Source organism: Rhodococcus koreensis (assembly GCF_017068375.1).
GTDB classification, from domain to species: Bacteria; Actinomycetota; Actinomycetes; order Mycobacteriales; family Mycobacteriaceae; genus Rhodococcus_F; species Rhodococcus_F koreensis.
In genome coordinates, this window is sequence record NZ_CP070609.1 from 222,112 (window position 1) to 247,567 (window position 25,456).

The following is a 25,456-nucleotide window of genomic DNA, read 5'->3' on the forward strand; positions in this document are numbered from 1 at the left end:
CGCTACCTCACCATGTCCCACCGGTTGCATCCCACGACGACGATCAGCGCCGATATCGTGGCCGGCGGGGCGGTGATGGAGAACCTGCGCCGAAGGGGATCGAGTCTTCCGGTGGGTTCGTCGAGGGCGGGGACGGAACCGTACGATTTCGTGAGCCCCGCGGTGCGGACGTCGAGCGGAGTGGCCATGTGCCCAGGCTCTCAGCTGTCGGGACGATGCCAGTAGGGTCTTCGGTCCCCGAATGACGGTCGCGCGGACGGACCGCAGTGCTGCCGACGGTGCGCCCTGTCACCGATGACAATCGGCCCTAACCCGCAGACCCCGCGCGATGGACACTGTTGTCATGCACCAGATCTCCGGCACGAATCGTGACGTAGCGTGGACTGAAGTGGAGACGATCGTGGACACCACAATTCCTGAGGTGAACGTGGTTCGAATCGCGGTGGACCTTGCGTGTCGTGCACCCTCGGTGCACAACAGCCAGCCGTGGCAGTGGACCTATTCCGACGGTCGCCTGGACCTGCACACCGACCGCGGCCGGCTCCTGGCGTCGACCGATCCGAAGGGTCGGCAACTGGTGGTCAGCTGTGGCGCTGCACTGCATCACCTGGAAACTGCGCTGACCGCTCTGCGATGGACGGCAGAGATCGAGCGACTTCCCGACGGGCTTCGTTCCGGGCATCTGGCGACGATCAGGTTCCAACATGACGCGCACCCGCAGTCACACGACTTCGATCTCCTCTCCGCGATCCGCCACCGGTATTCGGATCGGCGTCCGTTTGGTCCGTTGAGTGTGAAGTCGCCGCTTCCGCGCACTCTGCCGGATGTTATCCGCGCCCCGGGGGTGCATCTGACGGTCCTGCCACCCGAAGCTCGCGCGACCCTCGCGGCAGCCACCGAGATCACGGCCGCAGCACGAAGGTACGACACCGCATATCACACCGAGTTACACTGGTGGGCAGGTCATTCCATTCGATCCGGTGGGATTCCCCCGAATGCTCTGGCAACAGCGGAGAACCTCTCCCGGGTGGACATCGGGCGCGGTTTTCCCGCCGGTCGCGACAAAGATTCCGCCGAGGAGATCGATCGGTCCACGGTGCTCGTGATAAGCACCGATGCGGATGGGCGGCCGGACTGGCTCCGCGCCGGCGAGGCGCTGTCGGCGGTGCTCCTGGAGGCGACGGTGGAGGGCCTTGCGACCTGCCCCCTGACCCATATGACCGAACTTCGGCAGAGCCGTGAGTCGATCCGTGAACTGCTCCCCGACCGAGGATTTCCTCAGGCCCTGATTCGGCTGGGTGTGACGGACAAGAAGCTCACTCCGCGGCAGACACCGCGGCGCCCCACAGACTCGGTGTTGTCGGTCGTATCGCATCCGCGGTAATCGCGACGGCATTCCCGCCGAGATCTCGTGCACTCGTCCGCTGCCGTCACCTGTGGGAAGTGGCGGCACCGACCTGTAGAGCGGAGGTTGCCGAATGATCAGCATCTTTCTCGTGGACGATCACGAAGTCGTGCGCCGTGGCATCGCGGAACTTCTCACCGCGGACCCGGATCTCACCGTAGTCGGAGAGGCGGCGTCGTATTTCCAGGCGCTGGCCCGGATCCCCGCGCTCCGACCCGATGTCGCCGTGCTCGACGTCCGTCTACCCGATGGAAACGGAGTCGAGTTGTGTCGCGAACTGATGTCTCGGATGCCCGGCATCCGCTGCCTGATGCTCACCTCGTACACCGATGATCAGGCGATGCTCGATGCCGTCCTCGCCGGTGCGAGTGGGTACGTGGTCAAGGACATCCGCGGCATGGAACTCACCGAAGCGGTCCACGACGTGGGCGCAGGCAAGTCGCTGCTCGACAGTCGCGCGGCGGCAGCGCTGATGGCAAAACTGCGGTCGGACGCGAGCTCGGAGCGCGGAACCATCTCCCGCCTGACCAACCAGGAACGGACCCTTCTCGCCCTGCTGGGTGAGGGACTGACGAACCGGCAGATCGCGGAGCGGATGTTCCTCGCGGAGAAGACGGTCAAGAATTACGTGTCACGGCTGCTGACGAAGCTGGGGGTGGAGCGACGGACCCAGGCCGCCGTCATCGCCACGAACATGAGCCCACCCCCGACCTGACCCGCCCGGGTGTGCGCATCCTCTTTGCGCCCTGCCAGGCGCTCGCCGTGGAACAATGCCGAGGGTGATCCCACACGAGGATGAGCGGGATCCCCGATCTCTCCTCGGACCCCTGTCCGAGCTGCGGCTGCGGGAGTTGCTCGCCGAGACCACCGCCGACTCCGGCTTACAGACCACCGTGCACATGTCGGGCCCACTGTCGGTCATCGACTCACTGGTCCGCGCCGCTGCCCTGACCTTCGACCAGTGCCGCGAAGGTGAGGACCTTCTCCCCTACGGCGCCGGTTGCGGCGGCGGTGACGATGGTGTTGACGGGATCATTCACGCGAATTCGAGGAGACCATCATGACCGCGCAGCATCCGATTGTCGTCGGGTTAGACGGGTCGCAGTCGTCCCTGCAGGCTGTGTCGTGGGCTGCGCGGGAAGCTGCGTTGCGCAGCGCTCCATTGACGTTGGTCACCACCATGTTCGTGCCCGGTACCTATGGTGTGCCGATCGGGGTTCCCGTCAGCCTCTTCGAGGAAGAGGAACTCGCCACCAAGCAGCGACTCGCGCAGGCGGAAGAGGTGGTCGCCCAGGCCGCGGCGGGGCATACCCTCGACGTCGACACCGCGTTCTGCACCGGGGTGCCCTCGGGCGAGTTGATCGAGCGGTCGAAGTCCGCGCGGATGGTCGTGGTCGGCGCGCATCGGCACGGGTTCTTCGAACGTGCGGTCCTGGGGTCGGTCAGTGCCGCGGTCGTGGCCCACGCGCACGCACCGGTCGCCGTCGTACGCGGCCTCCCGCACACCGAGGTCAACGCCATTTCCGGTCCGGTCGTCGTCGGTGTCGACGGCTCCGAGCACAGCGAATCCGCGATCACGATGGCGTTCGAGGAGGCGGCGCTGCGCGGCGTCGATCTGGTGGCGGTGCACGCGTGGTCGGATATCGATCTGTACGCGCCGTTCCCCAGCGATGTCGACTGGTCGCAGGTCGAGAGCCGCGAGCGTGCACTGCTGTCCGAAAGCGTGGCCGGCCGTGCCGAGGAGTTCCCGGATGTGACGGTGCGACCGCTGGTGGTCATGGATCAGCCGGCTCGGAATCTGCGGGAGCAGGCCGAGCATGCACAGCTGATCGTGGTCGGCAGCCGTGGGCGGGGCGGGTTCACGAGCATGCTGCTGGGTTCGACCAGTCGGGCGCTGGCGCATTCGGTGACCTGCCCACTGATTGTTGTCCGGTAGTGCTCGCGAGTTCGGACAGCACCGCCCGTACCACCGGTTCGACTGCTCCCGCGGCCACGGGTGAGAGCCCGCGGCCGTATCCGAGGTCGACCACCTCGACAGCGTAGAGCACCCACCGGCGGGGCAGTCGGTCGAGCACGCGCCCCAGTTCGAGTGCCGTGGCCAGTCCGACACCGTGTGTGCTGGTGTTCGGGGTTGGCAGCTCGGCAACGGCGGTCGGGTCGAATCGATGAACGGTTCCGGGTCGTGGTGGCTCGGACACGACGGCATCGACCAGGACGGCCAGGTCCGCTCCGGCCCAGGCGTCCAGTATGCGGGTGGGGTCACCGTCCGAGGTCGACACCCGAATGTCCGCTGCCACGCGGGCAGCGACTTCACGTGCGACGGCGGGTCCGAGGCCGTCGTCGCGGCGGTAGTCGTTGCCCAGCCCGAGCACAACGGCGGTCATCGGCGGTCGATTGTGAGGGTGAGGAAATGAGTGGCGCATGAGATGCACGGATCGTAGTTGCGGATGATCCGCTCACACACCGCGGTCAGGTCGTCGTCGGCAAGCGTGAGATGTGCGTTCACGGCGGTGCGGAGGTCGTGTTCGATGGCCGCCTGGTTCTGTGAGGTGGGCGGGATGATGATAGCCGCCGTGAGGAGGCCGTCGGTATCGAGTTCGTAGCGGTGATACAGCAGTCCTCGCGGCGCTTCGCTGACGCCGTGTCCGACGGCGTATTTCGGTGCGGCGGCGGCGAAAGATGGCGCAGGCCGCTGGTAGCGGTCGATGATCCGCAGGGCTTCCTCGACCGCGTACACGACTTCGACGGCGCGGACGACGATGCTGCGATACGGATTGCGGCATTGCACGTCGAGTCCCGCTGCGGTGGCACTCGATGCGGCCTGCCCCGTCAACTGGGACGAATTGAGGGAGTACCGGGCGAGCGGGCCCGTGAGATAACGCCGACCGTCGAGTTCGGCGTGCAGAGCGGTGGAGTGCGGCACCTGGTGTTCGACGACGTGCCGGGGAAATTCCTCGGCCGGGCAACGCAGTCCGGTGGACGAGACGATCTCGCCGTCTTCGATGGCGTATCGGGATTCGTGCCGGAGTGCGAGGAGATCGTGGTCGAGTTCGATGTCGGGGTAGGTGAACGACGACACCCAGTCAACCGTGGCCACCGCGTACTCGAGCGCGGCGCCGAGTTGTTCGGCGAGCGGAGCCAGTTCGGTGCGGGTCGGTGCGCGATGGAAGCCGCCGACGCGGACGTTCACCGGATGGATGGGACGGCCGCCGATGGTGTCGAGGATGGCGTTGCCCGCCTTCTTCAGGGCGAGTCCCCGCTCGATTGCGGCGCGATCGGTGCGGGCGAGTGCGATCGAGTCCGGCAGACCCAGGAAGTCGGGGGCGTGCAGGAAGTAGATGTGCAGCACGTGGCTCGCGATCCACTCCCCGCAGTAGAGCAGGCGCCGCAGATCGAGAACGGCATCGTCGATCTTGAGCGCACAGGCTTGTTCGAGCGCATTGCAGGCGCTCACCTGATAGGCGACCGGGCAGATGCCGCAGATCCGGGAGGTGATGTCCGGTGGTTCCAGATAGTGCCGCCCACGCAGGAACGACTCGAAGAACCGGGGTGGCTCGTAGATCGCGAGGGCCACCCGGTCCGCGCGGCCGTCGCGGATGGTCACGTCGAGTCGGCCTTCCCCTTCGACACGGGCGAGGGCGCGGACGATCAGCTCCCTACGGGCGGATGTCATTCCGGACGTCCGCCGTTGCCGGTACCGTACGCCGCGACGTTGAAAGTCGCGAAGACACGGGCAATGGCGGAATCGGTCATTCCGCAGGTGCGCAGCCATCCCGTCATCGACGCGAGATTCGGGTCGGTCGTCGGGCCGAAACATCCGTAGCACCCTCGCGAGACCGCCGGACACAGTGCACCGCAGCCGGAATGGGTCACCGGACCGAGGCAGGGGGTGCCGTCCGCGACCATCACGCAGGTCAGGCCGCGACGTTTGCATTCGGTGCACACGCTGGTGTTCGGGATGTTCGGCCGCCGCCCCGCCAGGTACGCCGTGATCACTTCCAGGAGCTGGCGTCGGTCGATTGGGCAGCCGCGCAGTTCGAAGTCGACCGGAACGTGCGCCGAGATCGGGGTCGAGGTCGCGAGGGTGTCGATGTAGTCGGGGCTGGCGTAGACGACCGCCAGGAACTCATCGATGTCGGCGAAGTTGCGCAACGCCTGAATTCCGCCGGCGGTGGCGCAGGCCCCGATTGTGACGAGGAACCGCGACTGCTCGCGGATCGCGCGGATGCGGTCACGGTCGGCGGCCGTGGTGACCGATCCCTCGACGAGCGAGACGTCGTACGGTCCGCCCGTGACGGTGTCGGACAGCTCGAGGAAGTGCGCGATCGACACGGCCTCGGACAGTGCCAGTAGTTCGTCTTCGCAGTCGAGGAGCGTGAGCTGGCAGCCGTCGCACGAGGCGAACTTCCAGACAGCGAGCGTCGGAGTGGTCTTCGGGGGTGCACTCATCACAGCTCCGGTGTTCGTAGGAGGGGTTCGGCGACGGTGTAGTCGACGACCGGGCCGTCCCGGCACAGCAGAAGCTCACCGAGCTGGCAGTGACCGCAGACTCCGGCACCGCACTGCATGTTCCGTTCGAGGGACACCTGGATGTCGCCGGGGCGCACATCCCGATCGGTCAGGGCCCGGGCGCAGAACCGCATCATCGGTTCGGGTCCGCACAGCAACGCGGTGGTCCGGGCCGGATCGACCGGCACCCGGTGTAAGGCTTCGGTGACGAATCCGACCGCACCCGTCCAGCCGGAGACCGGTTGGTCGATCATCAGCTCGACGGCAAGGTCGTCGCGGGATTGCCAGGCGGACAGCTCGGATCGGAAGAGGATGTTCGACGGAGTCCGCGCGCCGACGACGAGGGTGATCCGCCGGAACCGGTCGCGGGCGGCGAGGGCGGCGAGGATCACCGGACGAAGCGGTGCCAGTCCCACGCCGCCGGCGACGATGATGAGGTCCCGGCCGGACTCGCTGCGCAGGTCCCACCCGCGTCCGAAGGGACCGCGGACACCGAGCACGGTGCCGACCGGTGCGTCGTGGAGGGCCCGGCTCACGGCGCCCACATTCCGGATCGTGTGGACCAAGGTGTCGCGGTCCCGCGCCGGGTCGCCGCTGACCGAGATGGCCACCTCCCCGACACCGTGTGCGTACAGCATCATGAACTGACCTGGCGTGAACTGATTTTCGGGTAGGACGCCGATCGGATGCAGCGTCAGGGTGACGGTGTCGTGCGTTTCGACCGTGCGGGAGGCGACGCGGTAACCGAGCGGAAGCATGCAGTCCTGTGGCACGGGTGTCACTCCTGACGGTGGCCGGCGTAGAGGTCGAGCAGCCGCGCCCGGGTGGACTGGAGGCGGGCGATGAGCACCCCCGACAGCGCCCGGGTGACCGCGTAGGTGAAGGCCGGATCGTCGGCGGCTGTCGCCTGCAGGGCGATCACATCCAGTTCGGTGGCGTCGGTCGCGGTCACGGCGTGCGCTGTGAATTGCCAGCGTGGATTCGTGCCCAGCCAGGACCAGCCCAGGATGTCGCCGCCGTGCAGTGTCTCGAGGCTGACGGTGCCGTGCCCCGGCACCACCGTCGTCAGGACCACACTGCCGGTCTGCAGCAGCCAGCAGCGGGTCGCCGGGTCGTTCTCCCGGAAGACGACGGCGCCGGGAGCGAATCGGGTCGCCGTCGTGAATTCTGCGAGCCGGACACGCTGTTTCTCGGCGAGCGCTGCGAGCGCGGCCGGAAGGACCGGTTCGCCGGCGTTCACTGGTCGTCCTGCCCCCACACCGGGAGGAGTTGCGCCAGCCGCGCCGCCTCCTCGGTGATGTCGATGCCGACGGGACACCAGTCGATGCACCGTCCGCATCCCACGCAGCCGGAGCTGCCGAACTGGTCGAACCAGGTGCCGAGTTTGTGGGACATCCACTGTCGGTAGCGGCTCTCCCCCGAGGTACGCACATCGCCGCCGTGCAGGTGGCTGAAGTCGAGTTCGAAACAGGAAGACCAGTGCTGCCACCGCTCGGCGTGCTCGCCGGTCGGGTCGGTCATGTCCTCGGTGGTGGTGCAGAAGCAGGTGGGGCACACCATGGTGCAGTTGCCGCAGGTGAGGCACCGGTCGGCGACGTCCTCCCAGACGTCGGCGTCCCGCGAACGCTGCAACAGTCCTCGCAGGTCCGTCTCCGGCATGCGCCGGCCCATACGCTCGGTGGCGGTGGCGACCGCGGTGCGTGCGGCGTCGACGTCGCCGGGTTCGGCAACGCGGCATTCGACGTCGCCGAGGATCTCGGCGCCGGCTTCGGAGCCGACGTCGACCAGGAAACGGTGGGCGCGGTCGTCGAGGAGTTCGGTGAGCGCCAGATCGAACCCGGGACCGGCTGCGGGGCCGGTCCCCATGGAGGCGCAGAAGCACACCCCGCCGGGTTCGGTGCACTGCGCTGCGACGACGAACAGGTTCCGGAACCGGCGCGCGGTGGGTGTGTCCGCGTCCGGGTCCGGACACAGGACACGACGCAGGATCGCGATCGCCGCCAAGTCGCAACCGTGCACTCCGAGGAACGCATACGGTGTCTCGTCGTCGACGGGTGCCTCCCACCAGCCGTCCGGTTCGGTGGACCACAGTTGCCGCCGCGGCGGGTGCAGGAATTGTTTCCACGACTGCGGGCCCGACGAGTGCGCGAACACCGCGTCGTCGTCGCGGCGGTGCAGCCGGTACGTGCCGGGGCCGGTTTCCACGCCCCACCCCGTCGGCAGATCGGCGCCCGAATCCAGTTCTCCCAGAACGATGGCGCTGTCACGAACCGTCGGGCCGACCACCCGATATCCGTGGCCACGAAGCACCTCGATCAGAAGATCGAGGCCCGTGCGGTCGAGGATTCGTTCACCCGGTCGCTGGACACGTGCGCTGCCCATACGCTGACTCCTCCGCCGGCGGAATTGCCGTGACCACTCATCTCCCATTGAGCCAGCGCACACCCGGCGGTGATAAGGGCCGTTCGGCCTTTCCTCCGGCATAGTCGGAGCCGGGCGGCCGCACTCACGATCGCGGCACGCCGCCGGTGTAATCCTCTGATCGGGCGAGGAGCAGCGGGCACGGGTCGCGACGACGAAGGTCACCGCGCCCAGTGACCGGGTGCTCTACCTCGGCGCTCGCGGACCGAGGTTCGCTGAACACATGATCGAACGCACGCGACGAGGGAGCGCACAGTGAATGAGCAGCAATGGTCGGTGGATGTCCGTCTCGACGAGCACATGGCGGACGGCTCCGAGATGTCGGTGTCGGCGCGGGCGCGGCTGTTGGGGCTCGATGGTGTGACGCTCGAGGGCGCTGGGCGGGCACGGCTGTTCGCCCGCCACTCCACCGCGGTGACCATCAGCAAGAAGGTGGCGGTCGCGCGCGCGTTGGCGGACCTGTCACACAGACTGCTCCGCTCGGCGGCCGACGAGGAGGCGGTCGCCAGGCGCGCGAACCGCGCGGCGCAGGAAATCGGGTCACCCGCGCAACCCGATATCGGGTAGCACGCATCTCCCCTCCATCCGTGTGGACACGTCTTCGGTCGCGTCCCGCAGTGTGACGAGTTGGCGCTGGTCCGCCTCGGGGATGCCGATCCCGAATTTCGTGTGCAACCGCACGAGGAAGTTCAGCCAGTCCATCGAGTCGAGGTCGAACTGTTCACAAAATGGTGAGTCGTCGGCCAGATAGTAGTGCGCCAGATCTCGACGTCGTCGTCCCTCCCGGACTTTCGCGACCCGCCGCCGGTACAGCAGGGCCGTGGTCACCAGGACATGGGCGCCGCCGAGCCGGATCCGGGTGGCCGCCGGTCCCGGTCCCTTTCCCGCAGAACATTAGTGAAACACCCGACACGCCTGGCGAACTCGGAGAAGGTCAGGTTCTCCGTGGCAAGCGAACTGGTGTCGATGTCCGCGCCGACGAATCGGAACGCGGACCTCTCTTCTGTGGGCCGTCGGCATGCCGATCGACGGTCTGCCTTACGCGTCGAGGTGAACGGTCTTGCGCGTGGCCGCTTCGAGGTCCGCGACCGTGGTTTCGATCAGTTGGTGGGCGAGATCGGCGAGCGCGCGGGCGGTGGCCAACTCGTCTCCGATCTCAGGGATTTCGGTGTCGTGCGGATTGCGGCGGGCCATTCCGACGCCGACCAGCGACGTGGTGTCCTGTGTGCGTAGGCGCGCCTCGGCCCGAGTCCGGGATCCGCCTTCTTCCGAGTCGTGTTCGTCGATGACAATGTCCACCGACCATTTCTTCTCGTGCGAGCTCATGGCTGTCTCCTCCTGGTAGTGGTGGCACGTCGCGGTTCGACATGTTCGATGTGTGCGGGCATGATGTCACTGCTTCCCAGCGAACTGTGCCGGTTCAGCCGGACGTTCGCAGAAGGCCCCCGCGATCCCACGAGGCGGCCCGCTCCAGGGCGGCGAGGAGGCGTTGACGGGCGACGCGTTCGGACAGTTCCGGAATGTCTGCCGCCGGAACTCCGGCCAGGTCTCGAACGCTCGCCGCGACGACCCGGGAGATGGTGGATCGGGAGATCGAGTCGTCGAACTCCACTGCAAGACGCGCGACAACCGCGTGTGCTGGGTCCGCATCGGTGCTTTCGGTGGGCGTATCGGTGCTGGCCATCGAGTGTCGATTTCCTCTCTGTGGTGGAGGTTCCTTCAGCATCGCCGCCTCGACGCCGGGATCGATAGAGGCGAAGGACCGTAGTCGGTGACTTGTGGCTCTGACCCCTCGGGCCCTCTGCGGGGTTGAATTTACTGAGACGGCATCGACGGATCAGGTGAGTACGGATGGTGAGCACGTTTTCCCGGTCGCCTGCGGGCCTGGTGGTCCGCCCGCTGGACACCGCCGACCATGAGGCGGTCCGTCGGTTGCACGAACGGTTGAACGAGTACGACACGTACATGCGGTTCTTCACCGTCTACCCCGCGCACCTGGCCGCGCTGGCGGAGGCGATTTGTGTGGCCGATCCCAGCCATTACGCGCTCGGCGCATTTGTCGACGGCACGCTGGCGGGTGTTGCCAACTATGTGGCCCTCGATGTCGGCGACGCACCCGCGGAGGTCGAATTCGCTCTTGTCGTCGACGACGAATACAGGATGCACGGGATCGGGACATTGCTGCTGTCCCGCCTCACCGCGGCCGCGCGACAGCACGGCGTCACGCGTATGAGGGCTGAGATTCTGGCGCAGAACGCCATGGTGCTGAAAGTGATTCGAGATCTGGGCTGGTCCTCTGCGTTGCACCGCGATCGCGCCGAGATGCACCTTGATCTCGACCTGGATGACGTTCCTTCGCCTGCGGTTGCGGGCGGATGAACGGGGTCGGCGTGCACGGGTGGACCTCGTCGGAATCAGAGGACCGTTCGGTCGACATCTTCCCGACGGTGGTCCGGGAAACCCACACAGCGTATGTGGCAATGGTCGGCCACGGCGTCCTCCTGGCGGATGGCATCTTCTGCCTTCCGGACGACGCGCGCATCGTAGATTGCCTCGCCGTCGACGACCGTCTGCGCCACACGCAGGGTGCGGCAGGCGCGCGGTCCGAGGAACGCGGACATGTCCGTCTGGCGCCGCGGTACCTGCGCGCGGATCGGCTTCCACCGGGGAGCCCACCATGAACGACATCGTGACCCTGACGATGAACCCCGCTCTCGACATCACCACGGTCACCGGGCGGGTCATCCCCACGGACAAGATGCGCTGCGGTGCCCCTCGGCGCGACCCGGGGGGCGGCGGTATCAACGTCGCCCGGGTCCTGAATATGCTCGGCGAACGGGCGACAGCAGTATTCCCGTCCGGGGGACACAGCGGCCGGGAACTCGAGGATCTCGTGGCGACCGAAGGCGTGCCCAGTCGCACTGTCACGATCCGCGGATCGACACGGGAAAGCTTCACCGTCAACGAGGAACAGACGACATTGCAGTACCGGTTCGTCTTGCCCGGCCCGCGACTGACACCCCGGGAGGTCGATTCGTGCCTCCATCTGCTGTCCACCACCGCTGCGGATGCCCGGTTCGTGGTGGCGAGCGGAAGTCTCCCCCCGGGGGTTCCGGTGGATTTCTATCAGATCGTGGCGGACATCGTGTCCGACCTGGGCGCGCGCCTGTTTCTCGACACGTCGGGTCCGCCGTTGCGGGCGCTCCGTCGCGGCGTATATCTCCTCAAACCCAGCATTCGGGAGCTGCGTGAGTGCGTGGGGCGCGAGTTGCAGACCATCGACGACCAAGTCACTGCTGCAAGAGATCTCATCGCGTCTGGGGTGTGCGAGGTTGTGGTGCTGTCACTCGGCGCGGCGGGCGCGGTACATGTGACGGCGAAGGAGGCGGAGCATTGCCCCTCCGTGGCGGTTCCCGTGGTCAGCGGTGTCGGAGCGGGCGACAGCATGGTCGCCGGCACTCTCTTCGGGCTGGCACGCGGCTGGGAACTGCGGGACTCGGTGCGTTTCGGAATTGCCGCGGGAGCGGCCATGCTCGGGACCCCCGGCACGGCACTGTGCTGCCGCGCCGACATCGACCGCTACTACGCACAACTCACCGACCACGCCCCGGTGGGTGGTCGCGACAGGTGACCGGTGCGCCAGCTATGCGGCGGTGTCGATTCAGGGTATGGCGGAGACGGTCTACGGGTCATATCGGTCACCGAGTTCGTCGCACTAGGCGCGCCGCAATCAGGTGACTCGGCGTGTGCTGGGCGCCCGGTTCAGCCTTCGGTACGGTGTTCGGACCGTGCACGATCGAGGAGGATCCGGCGTTCGGCGGCGGACACCATGCGCCGGGTGGCCGCCGCCGCATCCGGTGCCACCGACACCGAGGTGATCCCCTTCCGGACCACGTGTTCGGCGAGGGCCGGGTTCGTCGACACGGCCTGACCGCACAAGGACGCGGTGAGCCCCGCGCGGGTCGCCCGTTCGATGATCGAGTCGATGGCATCGAGCACCGCCGGATCCATCGTGTCGAACAGGTCCCGGCAGATCTCGGAGTCACGGTCGACGCCGAGGACGAGTTGGGTCAGGTCGTTGGTTCCGATGGAGATTCCGTCGATTCCGAGGGCCGCGTACTCGGGGATCCAGTAGACGACCGACGGGACCTCCGCCATGATCCACCGGTGCATCCGGCGATCGGAGCCGAGCGGATGCGCATCGAGATGGCGAAGGCAGCTCTCGAGCTCCCAGCGGGTCCGCACGAACGGGATCATCAGGTGCACGTTCGGATGGCGTGCCCGTACGCGGTGAACGACGTCGAGGTCCAGCCCGAACAATTCCGGTTCACGCACGTACCGGAAGCATCCGCGGTAGCCGATCATGGGATTGTCCTCCGCGGGTTCGACGTCGCCACCCGTGAGATTGGCGAATTCGTTGGTGCGCAGGTCGATCGCGCGGTAGATCACCGGCCGGGGCGCGAAGGCCGCGGCGATACGTTCGACACCAGCGGCCATTTTCGCGACGTAGTCGTCCCGCCGGCCCTCGGCCAGCACTGTGGCCGGGTGGGTCCCTTGCAGCGCGTCCATAATCATGAACTCTGCGCGCAGGAGCCCGACCCCATCGACATCGCTTGCCGCGACTGATTCGGCGGCGTCGGGTGTTGCGAGATTGACGTAGACCGCGGTCGCTGTCGGTTCCGTCCAGGCGTGCCCGCCACCGCGCGGAGGGGCCGAGATGCCGGGCGGGGTATCGACGGCGTGCGCGGTCACCGCTACGCCGCCTTCGGATATGGTGCCCGCGTCGCCGTCGACGGTGACGACGGTTCCGTCGATGAGTGTGGTGGTGGCATCCCTGGTTCCGACGACCACGGGTCGGCCCAGTTCCCGGCCGACGATCGCGGCGTGGCAGGTGATGCCGCCCCCGTCGGTGACGATCGCCGCGGCGCGTCGTAATACGGGCAGCCAGTCGGGTCGTGTCATCGGGGCAACCAGGATGTCGCCGTCCTGAAGTCGGTGGGCATCGGCGACCGACCGGAGAACACGCACCTGGCCCGATACCGTTCCGGGGCTCGCGCCGAGCCCCTGCGTGAGCACCCTGCCGGCGGACGCGATTCCCGATGCCGGTGGTGCAGCAGCGGCGATCGGACGGTCACCGAGCGTCGTGATGGGGCGGGTCTGAACTATCCAGAGTTTGTCGCCGGCGAATGCGAACTCGAGGTCCTGCGGCGCCTGGTAATGCTCCTCCACCGAGACCGCCAGCAGGGCGAGGCGCTCCGCCTGGGTGTCGGTGAGGACCCGGATGCCGCGCTCGGTGACGGGGATCTCGGTTCTGTGTTCTCCGTCCGCGTCGGCTGTGATCGCGAAATCCTGTGCTCCGATGTGCACATCGAGGACGCGGAATCCGTCCTTGGAGACTGTGTAGGTGTCCGGCTCGACCTGCCCGCCTACCACCACTTCGCCGAGTCCTGTCGCGGCCTCGACGATGACATGATCACGTGCCCCGGTTCGCGGGTCGGCGGTGAACGCCACTCCGGAGCGGTCGGAATCGACCATCCTCTGCACGACGACCGCGGCCGCCGGCTCCTCCGAAACACTGTGGACGCTGCGGTAGCTGAGCGCTCGCTCGGACCACAGCGACGCCCAGCATTTGCGGACTGCCTCGACCAGAGCATCCAGCCCGGCGATATCGGTAAAGCTGTCGTGGATACCGGCGAATGACGTGTCAGCGGCGTCCTCAGCTGGTGCGGAGGAGCGCACCGCGACACGTACCGTCGGGCCGAGTTCGCGGTAGGCCTCGGCGATCTCGGCGCGCAGGGAATCGGGCACCGGCACCCCGAGGACGACGCCGCGCAGCTCCTGCGCGGCGTCCGTGAGCGCGGCCTCATCCGCCCCGGCAGGGGGCAGTGCCCGGTTGCGGAGGGTGGACCGCACCCCGGCCCCGTCCATCGCGTCCAGATAGGCGTCCTTGGTTACGACGAACCCCGGCGGGACGGGAAAACGGGCGTGGGTCAGCTCGCCCAAATTTGCGGCTTTCCCTCCGACGGAGGGAGCGTCGGGCAAGCGGACCTGATCGATCGGTCGTACCCATCGGTGCTCGACCGCCGCATGGGTGGCGTTCATGGGATCTCCTCACCGTCTCGCTCCAGACAACACCGCGCCTGCCGCGACCGCACAGGGTCGAAAGTCACCGTGACGGCGGCCCCGCGCCGCGACCGAAGACCCTGGTGCCGTGCCGGCGCCGAACCGAGGATGAAGGCTATGACGACGACACCGACCGGGCACGCTCTCGCGCTGCGCCGGGCCGCGGCCAGGATCGGGCAGGCCATCGCCGGCGCCGCCCTCATCGGCTTCCACGTGGCCTTCACGAAACCGCTGCGGCGGTGGCGGACCACCTGGGGCGCCACCGCCGCGGAGGCCGCGGCCACGCTCCCCGGAGACGAACTGGTCCCAGCGGCGCGCTGGGGATACACCCACGCCGTCACGATCGACGCACCGCCGGATCAGGTGTGGCCCTGGATTGTCCAACTCGGGCAGGGGCGGGGCGGATTCTACAGCTACGACGGACTCGAAAACCTCATCGGCTGTCGGGTACACAACACCGAGACGGTACTGCCCGACTACCAGATCCTGGCTGTCGGCGACGAGGTGTGGCTGCACCCGAAGGCTCCCCCGTTGACCGTTGCGATGGTCTCGGCAAACTCCGGACTGGTCCTGCACGGACACGACCCGCAGACCGCCGACGCGACCATCTGGGCATTTTACCTGGACCCCGTCGGCGACCATCAGACCCGGCTGGTGGAGAGAGGGCGCGGCAGCTATGGTCCCGGCCTCGCCAGTCGTCTCGCGTTCGGTCCCACTCTCATGGAGCCCGTCAGCTTCGTCATGAGCCGGAAGATGCTGCTGACGATCCGCCGCCTCGCCGGCCCCGCACCCGAACACAGCTGATCGGGAGACCTCCCGGGTCATCTCGCGGGTGCGTTGAGCTAGCTCGGGGTGGGTGTCCCGGGTGCCGGGGGTTCCTCGTAGAGTGCGGCACCTGCGGTCACCCCGGCACCCGCGGCGACGATCAACGTCCGTGTTCCCGCCGGCACGTGGTGGCTGCCGCCGTCCAGTCCGGCCACCAGGGCAGCGGTGTGCATGCGGTGATCCGCGGCGATCGTGATGCGCGATTCGCGTAGCCCCAGTCGCTGCGCGAGTTCGGCACGGAACTGCGGTCGAGCCGGTGCCGCCACGATGCGGTCGACATCCCCCAGTTGCAGGGATGCGTTGTTCAGGCACGCGGTGACGGCGGAGGCCGCCGCTGCCGCGTAGCGCGCATCCATCCATTCGGATCGATCGACGCGCAGCACGTTCCGGTCGTCGAGGTGCCCGACGGTCGCGCGGAACGCACCGCCGAGATCGTCGTCGGCGTTCGCCCAATGGACACGGCCCAGGCCGTATCGGCTGTCCGTCCAACTGCACAGCACGGCCCCGCCCGCAGCGGAGAAGGGGAAGTCCTCGCTCATCCCGTGGCCTGGGTCGGCGTCGCTGGCGACGACGAGCGCGTAATGAATGGTGCGCGAGCGGAGGAAGCCGTCCACGATCTGCAGTCCGGTCAGGACTCCACAGGTGCCGTTTGCGACGTCGAACGAGAACGTTCCGTGGGCGTCGGTGTGTGGGTCCTCCGGATGCGCGCCGATGTCTTCCTGAATCATCGCGGCGAGGGCCGGTTCGCCGAGATTGCGGTCCCGATAGATGCCCGCGTTGACGAGGAGGTCGAGATCGTCCGGGCTTCGGCCGGCTCGTTCGAGGCAAGTTGTCGCGGCGTTCACCGCAAGGCGGAGCGCGCTGTGCCGGGAGCGCCATCCCCCGTGCGCGACGTCTACCCGTTCAATGATCGTGCCCATAGCCGGCCACCAATTGTTCGTCTACTTGTACCAGGACGATGCCGATTTCCAGGCCGGATGCCAACGAGATCAAGGCAACGGTCTCCCCTGGCCGGATACGACCGGCCTCGAGCTCCTCGACCAACGCCACGGTATGGGTTGTCGAGGCGGTGTTCCCGTACCGGTCCACCGTGATGACTGCATCATGGCGGGGTGCGTCGCCGAAGGACTCGGTCAACTTGGCCATCCCTTTCCGGATCGCACGTGCGGAGGTCTGGTGCGTGATCACGTGGTCGATGTCGTGAACCGCCAGGCCGACGGTCTCGAGGACCTCGTGCAGCAACAACGGGGTGTCGGCGATCGCTGCCTTCTGGATGGCTCGCGAATCGGTGAACATGCGTGCGCCGGGATCGTCGCCCTTCGGATACGCGGTGCACAGTCGGCTGTAGTCGGCCACTGTCGTGAACCCGGCGAGCCGAATCCCTCCCGCTCCGGCCGGGGCCCGTTCCAGAACGAGCGCGGCACCCGCGTCGCCGAGCGTCAACGACGCCAGCTCCTTGCTCATGATGTTGTGTATGTGCTGCGCGGCATTCTGTCCGAGCTGGGAGATGTACTCGCCACTGACGATCAGGGCACGTTCGATGACACCCTGCCGAATCCAGTTGTTCGCGACCGTCACCCCGGTGAGCATTCCGGCGCAGGCATTGGCGAGGTCGAAGGTCATCGCGGTGACGGCACCGATGGCGTGGGCGACTGCACCACTCATCGTCGGTTCGAGCCACTGGGTCAGTCCTCCCCGGAATTTCGTGATACTGCAACTGATCACGACATCGATCGACGCCGCGGTATGCCCGGACCGGCGGAGCGCGTCCTGGGCTGCGGCGGTGGCAAGGGTGTAGGAATCCTCGTCGCCCACCGAGACCCGGCGCTCGCGGATGCCAGTCAACCGTTCCAGGTCGATGTGTGTCGTGTGACGTGTCGTCGCCATCAAATCGTCGGTGGTGAGCCGCGTCGACGGCAGATGCCGGCCCGCGCCCGCCACCCGGCTGCGATACGGCGCCCGGTCGCCGTCGTCCTCGGCCTCCATGACCAACCAGTGCTTGACCATCGAACGTGCCTCCTCCGTCCACCCACCATCTCGCAGGCGCGGGGGCCGCTACCAGAGCACTTCGGCCCCTGTCCGGGCCCCGGCCTCCCGACCCCTCGGTCGGGGCGCGTCGGGGTGGGTGAAGGCCAGGAGAGGCCCAATGGCCCTTTCTTCGAACATGTCCGACGGTGAGGCTGGATTTCGAGGGAAGGAGCCCGCCATGCATGCGCGGCACATCATGAGCAGCCCGGTCACCACCGTCACTGCGTCGACGCCGATCGACGAATGCCTCCGGATCGTCGAAGAATCCGGGTATACAGTCCTGCCCGTGGTCGACGAGGCGCACCATCTGGTCGGGATCGTCTCCGAAGGCGACCTTCTCCGCGAGAAATTCCGAACCTTGCCCCGGCCTGGCTCGGATATCGCAGAAACGATGACCAGTCCGGTGATCGCGATGACTCCGGACACCGACGTCAGTAGTCTCGCTTCCGCGATGCTGCGTTCGGGCCTGCGTGGCATTCCGATCGTCCACGACCGCGACGTCATCGGAATCGTCACGCGGCGCGACCTTCTCGGACTTCTGACGATGGACGACACACACATCGCGCACGAAGTGCAGCACCGCCTCGACGTGTATGCGGGATCACCGCGCTGGACGGTCACGGTGACGGAAGGCGAAGTCGCGATCGCGGGGCTACGCGGCGACGACCCGGAACGCGGGGTCGTCGAGGCCCTCGCCGAGACCGTGCCCGGCGTTGCCGACGTTCAGTTCGTCCAGACGTGAGTCGCCGCGACGTCCTGCGCGTCCGGGCACAGTGCGAGCACTTCCCGGAATCCGTCTGCGAGGCATGCGGTCAGAGCATCGAGATCGGGAACGGCGTCGGTGTCGGCGTCGATCCCGACGCAGCATTGCGACGTGTAGGACATCAGCGTCACGTTGAACGCCGATCCCAGGGTGGGGCTGAACGCGTAGTACCGGAGGACTTCCGATCCGGCGATGAACAGTGGCACCGGCGATCCCACCACGTTCGAGGCGACGAAGTCGACATGTTTGAGCATGTTGCCCAAGGTCGATGCCGGAAGCAGATTCAGGGCACCGGCAATGGTGGGCGACAGTGCCACCGCGGGTTCGTTGCGCCAGACGTCGACGGTGGCGTGGACGGTACGGATCAGCTCGGCGGGGTCACCGATGTCGGTGGGTAACCCGAACCGGGCGAGCGTGATGCGATTGCCTCCCAGCGAATCCTCCGCGGTCCGGAGACTGATGGGGAGCGTCAGGCGCAGCTCGTGGATGTCGACGCCGTGGAGACGGTGATACCGTGCCATTCCCCGCAGCACCGACGCCAGAAAAGCATCGTTGATCGAGCCCCCGCCGAGGCTGGCGGCCCGGCCCAGAGCTTCCACTGGGACGTCCAGCACGGCGAAGCGCCGTCGAGTGCTGCGCTTGGTCATCACCGGGGAGAGAGTGGTGACCACCGGGCGCGTGAGGCGCGTAATCGATCCCAGGACGGTGGCGGTGTTGCGCAACGTCTCACCCGGGTGCCGTGCCAGCTCCGCGCCGTGCCGGGCCACTGCTGTCGACGCCCGTCGCGCAAACTTGGTTGCGGTATCCCGGTACCAGGCAAGACCACCGGTCAGCGGACAGGACTCGGCCTCCTGAGGCTGCGCCGTCGCGGCGGGCTCTGCACGGGTGGTGCCCTCACGGGTGAAATCGACCATTTCCCGAGCGATTTGCATGCCGCCGACACCGTCGGTCAGGGAATGGTGCACCTTCATGACGAGGGCGGCCCGCCCCGAGTCGAGGCCGCTGAGCACCGTGAATTCCCACAGTGGGCGGTCCTTGTCGAAGGCTGTCATGCCCACGGTCCGGGCGAAGTCGAGGACGGCGGCCCAGCCTCCCGGGGCCGGCACCGTGAACCGACGCAGATGCCAGCTGAGGTCGAAGTCGGGGTCGTTCACCCATCGAGGCGGGGCCGGACTCATCGGGTCGGTGACGACCTTGCGCCGGAAGATCGGAATGTGTTGAGTCCCGCGACTCATCATGTCGATGAACCGCGACCAGTCGGGGCTCCGATCGAGGAGGGCCACGGCGACGATCGTCGAGCGCAGGATCGGGTCCTGCTCCATCCGCCACGACATGTAGTCCGTCTGTGTCATGTATCGGTGTCGTACCGCTCTCATCCTGATCACCTCGCTGCCCGCGGCCGCAGGCCTCGGAGGGAAAACACATGCGGTCGGGCACTTCTCGCCTCGGTCCTCGCTGCACGCTCCAGTATCTCGGGGAGTTTGTGACTGCTCCAGTGCCGAAATGCTCTTTTCCCGCCTGCCGCCGGCGACGGACGCTGAGGGGCGTCCGAATGTACCCACCGGGGAAAGAGCAACCATGTACCAGATCCATTCCGAGGTACCGAGACTCCGGTGGCCGTGGGTCGTCGTCTCTGCGCCGCCCGGACGACATTGGTAGGCGTCGGCCTGATGATCGCCGCCGTGCCGATGGTCGTCCTCCGGGGCGTCAATTCGTTGTGACTCCCCGATCTACTCGCGGTCCGCATGTCACATCGGCATCATGTTCATGGGCGGCAGTATGCCCATGCTGTGCAGCCACATCATGAACTGGTGCATCATCTGCATCGCATCCATCGCGGTCACCTCCTTCCACGCGGCAATCCCCGACGACGTCGCGGCCCAAGGTCATGGCGGTCCGTGTGTCCGCAACGTGGTGAGGCGTTCCCGGTACTCCGTCTCGTCGATTTCTCCTCGTGCGAAGCGTTCCGCCAGAAGCTTTTCGGCTCCGTGCAGGGCGGATGGTGAATGTGCCGGCGGCATCGACGCGGTGTGGCCGACGTAGTGGACGAGTACGCCGATGCCGAGTACGAGCAATCCCCAGAACAGTGCCATCCCAACGAACATCAGTGCATAACCCCAACCCCAGCCGGGTTCGTAGTCGTACATCACGGCGAGGCCTCCTACTCCTCGGTGGCGGCCGCTTCGGCTCGATCGGCAGGGCGGCGGCTCCCGTGCCTCCAGTGTCTCGCTCCGTCGACGACAGGCACAGAGTCTTTCGGCTCCTGCCCTGGTCGCCCTGCAGACCTCCGCCGTCGCTGAACGGCCGTTCGGCCCTCTGCGAATTCTGTACGCGTCCGGATCCGGGAGGGGTCATCGACTAACGCGTTCCCGATGCTGGGTCGGCGGCATGAACCGGCGCGTGCCGCCTGTAGGCCGGAACGACATCGACGTCTGTAAAGCTCCGCGTGTGTGCACCCATGGGGGATACGGCAGCGCACTCCGCTCAGACGTCGGTGCGGCAGATCATCACCGGGCACATCACGTGATGCAGAAGGTTCTGACTGGTCGATCCCATCAGAGAGCCGGCGAACCGATTATGGCCGTGACTTCCGACGACGACGAGTTGGGCATCGGCGGCATATTCGAGGAGAAGTTCCGCGGGATTCTGCTCCTCGATGATGGTCGTCAGCTGGAGGTCGGGGTACTTCTCTCGCCACCCGGCCAGACTCTCCGCCACCAGGACGGCCTGTTCCTCCGCCACGATTTTCCAATTCACCTTCTCGCCCGCGGCCCGCCGACCCACGATGTCACCGGCGCCCCACGCGTGCACTGCCAGGATCGGGACCTCGAACAATGTCGCGAACTCGACCGCGGACTCGATGGCCAGGGCGCTGAGTTCACTGCCGTCGACACCGACGATGACGGGGCTGTGGTCCGGCTCCGGGGATCGGCTCTGCGACCGGAAGACCGTGACAGGGCAATGCGCGTGGTTGACCACTCGCATGACAGTCGAGCCGGTGACGAGCGACTTCATTGTGCCGGCACCGGTGGCGCCGGCCACCACCAACTCCGCATGTTCGCTCATTGCGACAAGGGCCTGTCCCGCGGGCCCCGGATGGGTGCTGCGCGACAACCGGATATTCGGGAAGGCCTGCCGCACTCGGTGCGCGACCCCATCGAGGATCTCGTCCGCGGATCGTTCTACCTCCGCAGCGAATTCGTCCTGGAACAGCAGTGCCGCCTCGCTGAAGTGATATCCGGGGGTTGGCAGCGAGTGCGCCAGATGCAGAGGCGCGTTTTTCCGCTGGGCTACCGCCGCAGCCCACACCGCGGCCCGCAACGCGCGTTCCGAGCCGTCGATACCGACGACGATGGCTTGCCGGTTCGCGAGAGTGCTCATGGTCTACTCCATCTCCTGGGCACACGTGTCAGGCTCAGCGGGCTTGGGGCTGTCGGGCGATCGCCTGCTGAAGTTCGGCGATGCGGCTCTGCTCGTGACTGTCCGCCTTCAGCTTGTCGGCGGCCGTCACCACATGGGCGTCGGGTCCCGGAAAGAGGAGCGCCTCATGGTCGTTGCGCAGCCACCTGACGCGATACGGCGTCCCGCCGTCGGCCTGACGGACCTCGACAATCTGCCCGACGTCGTCCGGCGTGTCGACGATCGTGCCCTTGACCACCAGCCAATCCCCCGGTTCTGCATGCATTCCGATCTCTGTCCGCCACAACCCATATGGCCGATTGGTGCGTAGCGGTTTCGATTGTCGGTGGCGGGTGCTGCGGCGGGCAAGAGGCTTTCGGCACCTGTCCAGACCCAAGCGGCCGGGAGAAGACGGGCGGTGGCGGCCCAAAAGTGACGGTCGGCCCTAGTCGGGGGCCGGGCCGGGCGGGTTCGATGGCAGAAGGAATATCACCCCGGATGGAGTCGACATGAAGCCAGCACCCAGAGAACGCCGACTGCCTGCGGCCCGGCGAATCCCGCAGTCGAATGCCGGAGGCAGGCAGCAATGCGTTCCGGTGCCCGAACCGGACGTCGTGAGGTGGCCCGATCCGAGCCCGTTGGCCAACTGGTGGGTGCGCGTCATGTTCGACGCCGATTACGATCAACGCGCGTCGTGACTGTCCTCTATCATCTGATACTGTACACGAAATCCCAACTGTCACAAATCTTTGCGCCCCCACGGGGCGGCTACAGCGGATGAAACGGTCGTGGATGAATCCTTCGGAGGACTGCACCTGTGGTCGATCCACTCGCCCCGACGGGGCACTCGTTACAGGAGGAATAGATCATGAGCACACTCGTCGTCTATGAGTCGATGTTCGGAAACACCCGTCACGTCGCCGAAGCGATCGCGCGTGGAGTGGCCACGACCGGTGCGGTGAAAACTGTTCCGGTGTCGCAGGCACGTGAGGAGGACCTGTCCGCGTACGACCTGTTGATCGTCGGCGGCCCGACGCACGTACACGGGATGAGCCGGGAGTCGACGCGCCGCGGTGCGGAAGAGACCGCTCACAAGCCTGACAGTACGGTGACGCTCGAGCCCGATGCCACCAGTGAGGGTCTTCGAGAATGGCTCTCGTCGCTTCCGCCCTCACATGGCAGGGCAGTCGCGTTCGACACCCGTGCGGATGCACCCGCCTTGTTGACCGGGAGGGCATCGAAAGGTATCGGAAAGAAGCTTCGCCACTTGGGGTTCGATCTCGTTGCGGAGTCGGAGAGTTTCCTTGTCGACAAGGAGTCGCATCTCGAGGACAACGAAGCGGCGCGGGCCGAACAGTGGGGGCGAGTGCTCGCGCAGCATCAGTGATGCGACCGCATCTGGTGCGTGCCCGCGCTCGTACGCCGATTTCGGCCAGAACCAAGCCGCCTCAGACGAGGCTCCCATGGCGAATCACGTGACCCTCACGGCGCCGCGAAGACGGTAACCGGCTCGTGCATGGAATTTACGTTCGAGGACCGGCGCATCCTGGTGGACTGCGGACTGTTCCAGGGATCACGCAGCCTCGCGACGCTGAACTGCGGGGCTTTCGCCTTCGCGCCGGACACCGTTGACGCCGTCGTCCTCATCCACGCCCATATCGATCATTGTGGACTGCTGCCCAAACTGGTGGCACAGAGCTACGAGGGACCGATATTTTGCACCGACCAATCCGCCGACCTCCTGGAATACATGCTCGCCGACGCCGGGCGGATCCAAGAGTTCGAGGCAGAGCGACGAAAAGGCGTTCCACGCAGATCCTGAGGGGCCTTCAGGGATGGACTACGTCGTCTGCGAATCGACCTACGGCAGCCGAACGCGGGCGCAACTCACCCTCGCCCAGCGACGCGACCTGTTCGAAGAAGAAATCAACACGGCCATCGCCCGCGGCGGCAATCTGGTGATCCCCGCCTTCGCACTCGAGCGCACCGAGGAACTCTTACTCGATATCGCGTATCTCGCCGACCAGAATCGCATCCCCCACGTGCCGGTCTCCGTCGACTCACCACTAGCCAACCGTGCGACCAGTGTCTTCGCCAGACATGCATCCGAACTCGAGGATCTCGGCGGCAAGGATGTCTTCCACCATCCCGCGATCCACTATGTAGATGACGCTTCCGCTTCCATGCGGATCAACAACATGTCGGGGGGGCATCGTCGTTGCGGCCTCGGGCATGTGCGAGGCCGGACGCATTCGCCATCACCTCGAGCACAATCTGCATCGCCGGGATTCCACGATCCTGTTCGTCGGGTTCCAGGCACAAGGATCGCTTGGACGTGTGCTGCTCGAAGGCGCAGAGCGCGTGCGCATTTCGGGAACCGACCTCAATGTTCGAGCCCATGTCCGGCGGATCGACAGCTATTCCGCCCATGCCGACCAGACCGAACTTCTGACGTGGATCACGGAGCGGAAGCCGATCTCGGGCAGCTTGTTCCTGACGCACGGGGAGCCGGGGGCAGCGGCGGCGCCGGCCGAACTGGTCACAGAGCACGATCCTTCGCTTACCGTCATCATCCCGGCGATCGGAGAAAGTTACCAGCTGCAGTCCGGCACCCCGGCGAAGCTGGTCGGCACCGCGCGTTCGGATGCGGCTCAATTGGTCGGCCGCGACTGGCAGAACGACTACGCCGATTTTGCGGTCGGTCTCAAGCACCAACTCGCGCGGATCTCGGATTCCGAGAACCGTCGGAGGGCAATCGCGGCCATGCGCAAGGTTCTCGACGATTACGCCGAACCCCGCGACACTCGGCAGAAACGGGTCCGCGTCTGATCCGACGGGATCTGTCCTCCCTGTTGTTGCCGGAGCGAGCGGCGGCTCACGCTCCTCGACCGTGCCCGGCCCGGATGGCGATGCCCGAGATCGGCGCCTAGCGTGGATGAGGCCCCGCGTACCCGGCTGCCTGGGACGGCAGATAGGTCGTGAACCAGCCGCGAGCCACGGCCGCGACCTGTTCGAGAGTGCCCGGCTCCTCGAACTGGTGCGTGGCACCCGGAACGATCTCGATGCGGCTGTTGCCGGGGATCGCGGCCTGTGCCCGGCGATTGAGGTCGAGGAAACCGACGATCAACAGGGTGCAGGTCTGCACTTTCCTCAGGCACTCGCCCGCGAGGTCGGGTCGACCAGTCGCTCCGAGAGGAGGTCGATGTCGAACACCAGGGTTCGATCGCCTCCTTCGCCGACGCAGAGGAGGTCGAACAGGAGTGTGGCGAGTCCGGCTCGGTTCAGGATGTCGGCGACGTAGCGGTTGCGGGGGCTGTGTCGGCTGCTGCCGCTGCCGTGCGCGAACACGACCATCCCGATGGGGTCTTCCGGGATGGTCAGGTGTCCTGCAAGCCGGACCGTGCCCGTGTCGATTTCGATGTTCTTGTCGCACAATGGCGGATCATCAATGCCTTGGGCTGTGATGGCCGGTTCGCGGACGCCGTCGCGTGCGGCCTGCAGCAGCGCGGTCCGGCCTGCCAACGGGATCCGGTCGAGGCCGACGTGGAACCGTTCGCCGTGTCACCCTCGCCGCCAGGCTGATTTGGAGGAGTAACGCGAAGAAGTCCTCGGGTTCGCGCGCCGACCTGCGACTATGTACCGATTTGGCATCGATGCTTCGAGCGTTCGGAAGGTACGACTATGTCCGATTTGATGGTTGACCTCATGGCCTCGCCGCGGACCGCGCTCTGGCATGCGTGCACGCGGGTACCTGTCGGTCGGCGCTTTCCTGGCGGAGCGCACAGGCAGCCGAGAACGAGCGCGACGGTCCTGCCGGGTTTCACGGATCACCACTCCGGGTCTCGGTTGCCGGTCGGCGTGTTCGAGGACTGTGGACCCTAGTGCAAGGAGACGATGGTGGGGTCGAATCGAGGGGTACTGTCCGCACGATGTGGAAAGCGCCGTGACCGGTGTCCCGTTCTTCCCACGTGACCCCCGTTCGA

28 protein-coding genes and 2 pseudogenes are annotated in these 25,456 nt (G+C 66.6%); 11 read left to right on the plus strand and 19 right to left on the minus strand.

All coding sequences use genetic code 11. The annotated features are described in order from the left end of the window. Positions 1-2: 2 nt before the first annotated feature. Complete coding sequence (locus tag JWS14_RS00970) at positions 3-188, minus strand: hypothetical protein (protein WP_095864184.1); 186 nt, start codon at positions 186-188, stop codon at positions 3-5. A gap of 212 nt (positions 189-400) precedes the next feature. Here JWS14_RS00970 and JWS14_RS00975 point away from each other — a divergent pair, with 212 nt between their 5' ends. The 3 genes from JWS14_RS00975 (at position 401) to JWS14_RS00985 (ending at position 3,341) form a co-directional block, all read left to right on the plus strand. Continuing rightward, entirely contained in the window at positions 401-1,384 is a 984-nt protein-coding gene (locus JWS14_RS00975; RefSeq protein ID WP_420855105.1) for an Acg family FMN-binding oxidoreductase, read from the plus strand. A gap of 94 nt (positions 1,385-1,478) precedes the next feature. Further along, the gene (locus tag JWS14_RS00980; RefSeq protein WP_095864183.1) at positions 1,479-2,120 is read left to right on the plus strand and encodes a response regulator; all 642 of its coding nucleotides are present in this window, start codon (positions 1,479-1,481) and stop codon (positions 2,118-2,120) included. A gap of 345 nt (positions 2,121-2,465) precedes the next feature. Beyond that, positions 2,466-3,341, plus strand: a complete 876-nt coding sequence (locus JWS14_RS00985; RefSeq protein ID WP_095864182.1) for a universal stress protein — start codon at positions 2,466-2,468, stop codon at positions 3,339-3,341. On the opposite strand, the gene JWS14_RS00990 is transcribed toward JWS14_RS00985, so the two are convergent. The 6 genes from JWS14_RS00990 to JWS14_RS01015 are packed head-to-tail and all read right to left on the minus strand — an operon-like array spanning position 3,265 to position 8,296. Then, positions 3,265-3,789 carry a hydrogenase maturation protease gene (locus tag JWS14_RS00990; RefSeq protein ID WP_095864181.1) on the minus strand — a complete coding sequence of 175 codons (525 nt, stop codon included), beginning with the start codon at positions 3,787-3,789 and terminating at the stop codon, positions 3,265-3,267. The genes JWS14_RS00985 and JWS14_RS00990 overlap by 77 nt on opposite strands. Beyond that, positions 3,786-5,078: a Ni/Fe hydrogenase subunit alpha gene (locus JWS14_RS00995; RefSeq protein WP_072946269.1), complete on the minus strand. Its 1,293-nt coding sequence runs from the start codon at positions 5,076-5,078 to the stop codon at positions 3,786-3,788. Before JWS14_RS00995 ends, JWS14_RS00990 begins: the two co-directional genes overlap by 4 nt. Continuing rightward, the gene (locus JWS14_RS01000; protein ID WP_072946268.1) at positions 5,075-5,854 is read right to left on the minus strand and encodes an NADH-quinone oxidoreductase subunit B family protein; all 780 of its coding nucleotides are present in this window, start codon (positions 5,852-5,854) and stop codon (positions 5,075-5,077) included. The genes JWS14_RS00995 and JWS14_RS01000 overlap by 4 nt, the downstream gene beginning before the upstream one ends. Next, a complete protein-coding gene (locus tag JWS14_RS01005) occupies positions 5,854-6,696 on the minus strand; it encodes an FAD/NAD(P)-binding protein (protein WP_206012289.1) in 843 nt (280 codons plus the stop codon). Before JWS14_RS01005 ends, JWS14_RS01000 begins: the two co-directional genes overlap by 1 nt. Further along, positions 6,693-7,154 (minus strand): cyclic nucleotide-binding domain-containing protein, encoded by a 462-nt coding sequence (locus tag JWS14_RS01010; RefSeq protein ID WP_241031207.1) that lies wholly within the window; start codon positions 7,152-7,154, stop codon positions 6,693-6,695. The genes JWS14_RS01005 and JWS14_RS01010 overlap by 4 nt, the downstream gene beginning before the upstream one ends. Then, a complete protein-coding gene (locus JWS14_RS01015) occupies positions 7,151-8,296 on the minus strand; it encodes a 4Fe-4S dicluster domain-containing protein (protein WP_206012290.1) in 1,146 nt (381 codons plus the stop codon). Before JWS14_RS01015 ends, JWS14_RS01010 begins: the two co-directional genes overlap by 4 nt. A gap of 294 nt (positions 8,297-8,590) precedes the next feature. On the opposite strand from JWS14_RS01015, the gene JWS14_RS01020 reads away from it, so the two are divergent. Continuing rightward, on the plus strand, positions 8,591-8,902 hold the full coding sequence (locus tag JWS14_RS01020; RefSeq protein ID WP_095864176.1) for a dsRBD fold-containing protein: 312 nt from the start codon (positions 8,591-8,593) through the stop codon (positions 8,900-8,902). Here JWS14_RS01020 and JWS14_RS01025 read toward each other — a convergent pair. The 3 genes from JWS14_RS01025 to JWS14_RS01035 form a co-directional block, all read right to left on the minus strand. After that, positions 8,876-9,163, minus strand: a complete 288-nt coding sequence (locus JWS14_RS01025) for an acyl carrier protein (RefSeq protein WP_072946264.1) — start codon at positions 9,161-9,163, stop codon at positions 8,876-8,878. The genes JWS14_RS01020 and JWS14_RS01025 overlap by 27 nt on opposite strands. A gap of 210 nt (positions 9,164-9,373) precedes the next feature. Next, positions 9,374-9,661 carry a DUF1876 domain-containing protein gene (locus JWS14_RS01030; RefSeq protein WP_072946263.1) on the minus strand — a complete coding sequence of 96 codons (288 nt, stop codon included), beginning with the start codon at positions 9,659-9,661 and terminating at the stop codon, positions 9,374-9,376. A 94-nt stretch (positions 9,662-9,755) separates the two neighbouring features. After that, positions 9,756-10,019 (minus strand): three-helix bundle dimerization domain-containing protein, encoded by a 264-nt coding sequence (locus tag JWS14_RS01035; RefSeq protein ID WP_072946262.1) that lies wholly within the window; start codon positions 10,017-10,019, stop codon positions 9,756-9,758. A gap of 167 nt (positions 10,020-10,186) precedes the next feature. Here JWS14_RS01035 and JWS14_RS01040 point away from each other — a divergent pair, with 167 nt between their 5' ends. Then, positions 10,187-10,714 carry a GNAT family N-acetyltransferase gene (locus JWS14_RS01040; RefSeq protein ID WP_095864175.1) on the plus strand — a complete coding sequence of 176 codons (528 nt, stop codon included), beginning with the start codon at positions 10,187-10,189 and terminating at the stop codon, positions 10,712-10,714. A gap of 35 nt (positions 10,715-10,749) precedes the next feature. On the opposite strand, the gene JWS14_RS01045 is transcribed toward JWS14_RS01040, so the two are convergent. Then, a complete protein-coding gene (locus tag JWS14_RS01045) occupies positions 10,750-10,956 on the minus strand; it encodes a hypothetical protein (RefSeq protein WP_072946260.1) in 207 nt (68 codons plus the stop codon). A gap of 56 nt (positions 10,957-11,012) precedes the next feature. Here JWS14_RS01045 and JWS14_RS01050 point away from each other — a divergent pair, with 56 nt between their 5' ends. Further along, positions 11,013-11,966: a 1-phosphofructokinase family hexose kinase gene (locus tag JWS14_RS01050; RefSeq protein ID WP_095864174.1), complete on the plus strand. Its 954-nt coding sequence runs from the start codon at positions 11,013-11,015 to the stop codon at positions 11,964-11,966. 131 nt (positions 11,967-12,097) lie between these two features. Here JWS14_RS01050 and ppsA read toward each other — a convergent pair whose 3' ends face one another. Beyond that, entirely contained in the window at positions 12,098-14,437 is a 2,340-nt protein-coding gene (ppsA, locus tag JWS14_RS01055) for a phosphoenolpyruvate synthase (protein ID WP_206012291.1), read from the minus strand. Between the two features lie 138 nt (positions 14,438-14,575). Between ppsA and JWS14_RS01060 the strand changes: the two genes are divergently transcribed. Then, positions 14,576-15,262, plus strand: coding sequence for a hypothetical protein (locus JWS14_RS01060; protein WP_241031209.1), 687 nt, complete (start codon positions 14,576-14,578; stop codon positions 15,260-15,262). A gap of 38 nt (positions 15,263-15,300) precedes the next feature. Here JWS14_RS01060 and JWS14_RS01065 read toward each other — a convergent pair whose 3' ends face one another. Together JWS14_RS01065 and JWS14_RS01070 are read right to left on the minus strand one after the other, a co-directional pair. After that, the gene (locus JWS14_RS01065) at positions 15,301-16,203 is read right to left on the minus strand and encodes a beta-ketoacyl-[acyl-carrier-protein] synthase family protein (protein ID WP_095864172.1); all 903 of its coding nucleotides are present in this window, start codon (positions 16,201-16,203) and stop codon (positions 15,301-15,303) included. After that, positions 16,187-17,290, minus strand: a complete 1,104-nt coding sequence (locus tag JWS14_RS01070; protein ID WP_095864171.1) for a 3-oxoacyl-ACP synthase III family protein — start codon at positions 17,288-17,290, stop codon at positions 16,187-16,189. Before JWS14_RS01070 ends, JWS14_RS01065 begins: the two co-directional genes overlap by 17 nt. A gap of 199 nt (positions 17,291-17,489) precedes the next feature. Here JWS14_RS01070 and JWS14_RS01075 point away from each other — a divergent pair, with 199 nt between their 5' ends. Then, positions 17,490-18,053: a CBS domain-containing protein gene (locus JWS14_RS01075; RefSeq protein WP_072946254.1), complete on the plus strand. Its 564-nt coding sequence runs from the start codon at positions 17,490-17,492 to the stop codon at positions 18,051-18,053. Here the strand turns inward: JWS14_RS01075 and JWS14_RS01080 are convergent. The 4 genes from JWS14_RS01080 to JWS14_RS01095 form a co-directional block, all read right to left on the minus strand. Further along, positions 18,035-19,426, minus strand: a complete 1,392-nt coding sequence (locus JWS14_RS01080; RefSeq protein WP_206012292.1) for a wax ester/triacylglycerol synthase domain-containing protein — start codon at positions 19,424-19,426, stop codon at positions 18,035-18,037. The genes JWS14_RS01075 and JWS14_RS01080 overlap by 19 nt on opposite strands. A 534-nt stretch (positions 19,427-19,960) precedes the next feature. Continuing rightward, on the minus strand, positions 19,961-20,221 hold the full coding sequence (locus JWS14_RS01085) for an SHOCT domain-containing protein (protein ID WP_206015887.1): 261 nt from the start codon (positions 20,219-20,221) through the stop codon (positions 19,961-19,963). A 337-nt stretch (positions 20,222-20,558) separates the two neighbouring features. Continuing rightward, positions 20,559-21,455: a universal stress protein gene (locus JWS14_RS01090; protein WP_206012293.1), complete on the minus strand. Its 897-nt coding sequence runs from the start codon at positions 21,453-21,455 to the stop codon at positions 20,559-20,561. A gap of 34 nt (positions 21,456-21,489) precedes the next feature. Continuing rightward, positions 21,490-21,759, minus strand: coding sequence for a DUF1918 domain-containing protein (locus JWS14_RS01095; RefSeq protein WP_206012294.1), 270 nt, complete (start codon positions 21,757-21,759; stop codon positions 21,490-21,492). Between the two features lie 223 nt (positions 21,760-21,982). Between JWS14_RS01095 and JWS14_RS01100 the strand changes: the two genes are divergently transcribed. The 3 genes and pseudogenes from JWS14_RS01100 (at position 21,983) to JWS14_RS01110 (ending at position 24,302) form a co-directional block, all read left to right on the plus strand. Beyond that, entirely contained in the window at positions 21,983-22,171 is a 189-nt protein-coding gene (locus JWS14_RS01100) for a hypothetical protein (RefSeq protein WP_143548933.1), read from the plus strand. A gap of 170 nt (positions 22,172-22,341) precedes the next feature. After that, positions 22,342-22,860, plus strand: a complete 519-nt coding sequence (locus JWS14_RS01105) for a flavodoxin family protein (RefSeq protein ID WP_072946250.1) — start codon at positions 22,342-22,344, stop codon at positions 22,858-22,860. Positions 22,861-22,989: 129 nt separating this feature from the next. After that, positions 22,990-24,302, plus strand: a pseudogene (locus JWS14_RS01110) (MBL fold metallo-hydrolase RNA specificity domain-containing protein). A 97-nt stretch (positions 24,303-24,399) separates the two neighbouring features. On the opposite strand, the pseudogene JWS14_RS01115 reads toward JWS14_RS01110, so the two are convergent. Continuing rightward, a pseudogene (locus JWS14_RS01115) lies at positions 24,400-24,980 on the minus strand (phosphoribosyltransferase); the annotation flags it as partial. Positions 24,981-25,456: the final 476 nt, after the last annotated feature.

What these genes read in the sequence shown, in the direction of transcription:
- JWS14_RS01105 (WP_072946250.1), top strand. Translation starts at nt 22,342, where the DNA reads ATGAGCACACTCGTCGTCTATGAGTCGATGTTCGGAAACACCCGTCAC.
- JWS14_RS01100 (WP_143548933.1), top strand. Translation starts at nt 21,983, where the DNA reads ATGAAGCCAGCACCCAGAGAACGCCGACTGCCTGCGGCCCGGCGAATC.
- JWS14_RS00985 (WP_095864182.1), top strand. Translation starts at nt 2,466, where the DNA reads ATGACCGCGCAGCATCCGATTGTCGTCGGGTTAGACGGGTCGCAGTCG.
- JWS14_RS01080 (WP_206012292.1), bottom strand. Translation starts at nt 19,426, where the DNA reads ATGACACAGACGGACTACATGTCGTGGCGGATGGAGCAGGACCCGATC.
- JWS14_RS00970 (WP_095864184.1), bottom strand. Translation starts at nt 188, where the DNA reads ATGGCCACTCCGCTCGACGTCCGCACCGCGGGGCTCACGAAATCGTAC.
- JWS14_RS01030 (WP_072946263.1), bottom strand. Translation starts at nt 9,661, where the DNA reads ATGAGCTCGCACGAGAAGAAATGGTCGGTGGACATTGTCATCGACGAA.
- JWS14_RS01060 (WP_241031209.1), top strand. Translation starts at nt 14,576, where the DNA reads ATGACGACGACACCGACCGGGCACGCTCTCGCGCTGCGCCGGGCCGCG.
- JWS14_RS01085 (WP_206015887.1), bottom strand. Translation starts at nt 20,221, where the DNA reads ATGTACGACTACGAACCCGGCTGGGGTTGGGGTTATGCACTGATGTTC.
- JWS14_RS01045 (WP_072946260.1), bottom strand. Translation starts at nt 10,956, where the DNA reads ATGTCCGCGTTCCTCGGACCGCGCGCCTGCCGCACCCTGCGTGTGGCG.
- JWS14_RS01040 (WP_095864175.1), top strand. Translation starts at nt 10,187, where the DNA reads ATGGTGAGCACGTTTTCCCGGTCGCCTGCGGGCCTGGTGGTCCGCCCG.
- JWS14_RS00980 (WP_095864183.1), top strand. Translation starts at nt 1,479, where the DNA reads ATGATCAGCATCTTTCTCGTGGACGATCACGAAGTCGTGCGCCGTGGC.
- JWS14_RS01090 (WP_206012293.1), bottom strand. Translation starts at nt 21,455, where the DNA reads ATGAGCACTCTCGCGAACCGGCAAGCCATCGTCGTCGGTATCGACGGC.
- JWS14_RS01050 (WP_095864174.1), top strand. Translation starts at nt 11,013, where the DNA reads ATGAACGACATCGTGACCCTGACGATGAACCCCGCTCTCGACATCACC.
- JWS14_RS00995 (WP_072946269.1), bottom strand. Translation starts at nt 5,078, where the DNA reads ATGACATCCGCCCGTAGGGAGCTGATCGTCCGCGCCCTCGCCCGTGTC.
- ppsA (WP_206012291.1), bottom strand. Translation starts at nt 14,437, where the DNA reads ATGAACGCCACCCATGCGGCGGTCGAGCACCGATGGGTACGACCGATC.
- JWS14_RS01000 (WP_072946268.1), bottom strand. Translation starts at nt 5,854, where the DNA reads ATGAGTGCACCCCCGAAGACCACTCCGACGCTCGCTGTCTGGAAGTTC.
- JWS14_RS00990 (WP_095864181.1), bottom strand. Translation starts at nt 3,789, where the DNA reads ATGACCGCCGTTGTGCTCGGGCTGGGCAACGACTACCGCCGCGACGAC.
- JWS14_RS01035 (WP_072946262.1), bottom strand. Translation starts at nt 10,019, where the DNA reads ATGGCCAGCACCGATACGCCCACCGAAAGCACCGATGCGGACCCAGCA.
- JWS14_RS01075 (WP_072946254.1), top strand. Translation starts at nt 17,490, where the DNA reads ATGCATGCGCGGCACATCATGAGCAGCCCGGTCACCACCGTCACTGCG.
- JWS14_RS01065 (WP_095864172.1), bottom strand. Translation starts at nt 16,203, where the DNA reads ATGGGCACGATCATTGAACGGGTAGACGTCGCGCACGGGGGATGGCGC.
- JWS14_RS01095 (WP_206012294.1), bottom strand. Translation starts at nt 21,759, where the DNA reads ATGCATGCAGAACCGGGGGATTGGCTGGTGGTCAAGGGCACGATCGTC.
- JWS14_RS01070 (WP_095864171.1), bottom strand. Translation starts at nt 17,290, where the DNA reads ATGGTCAAGCACTGGTTGGTCATGGAGGCCGAGGACGACGGCGACCGG.
- JWS14_RS01015 (WP_206012290.1), bottom strand. Translation starts at nt 8,296, where the DNA reads ATGGGCAGCGCACGTGTCCAGCGACCGGGTGAACGAATCCTCGACCGC.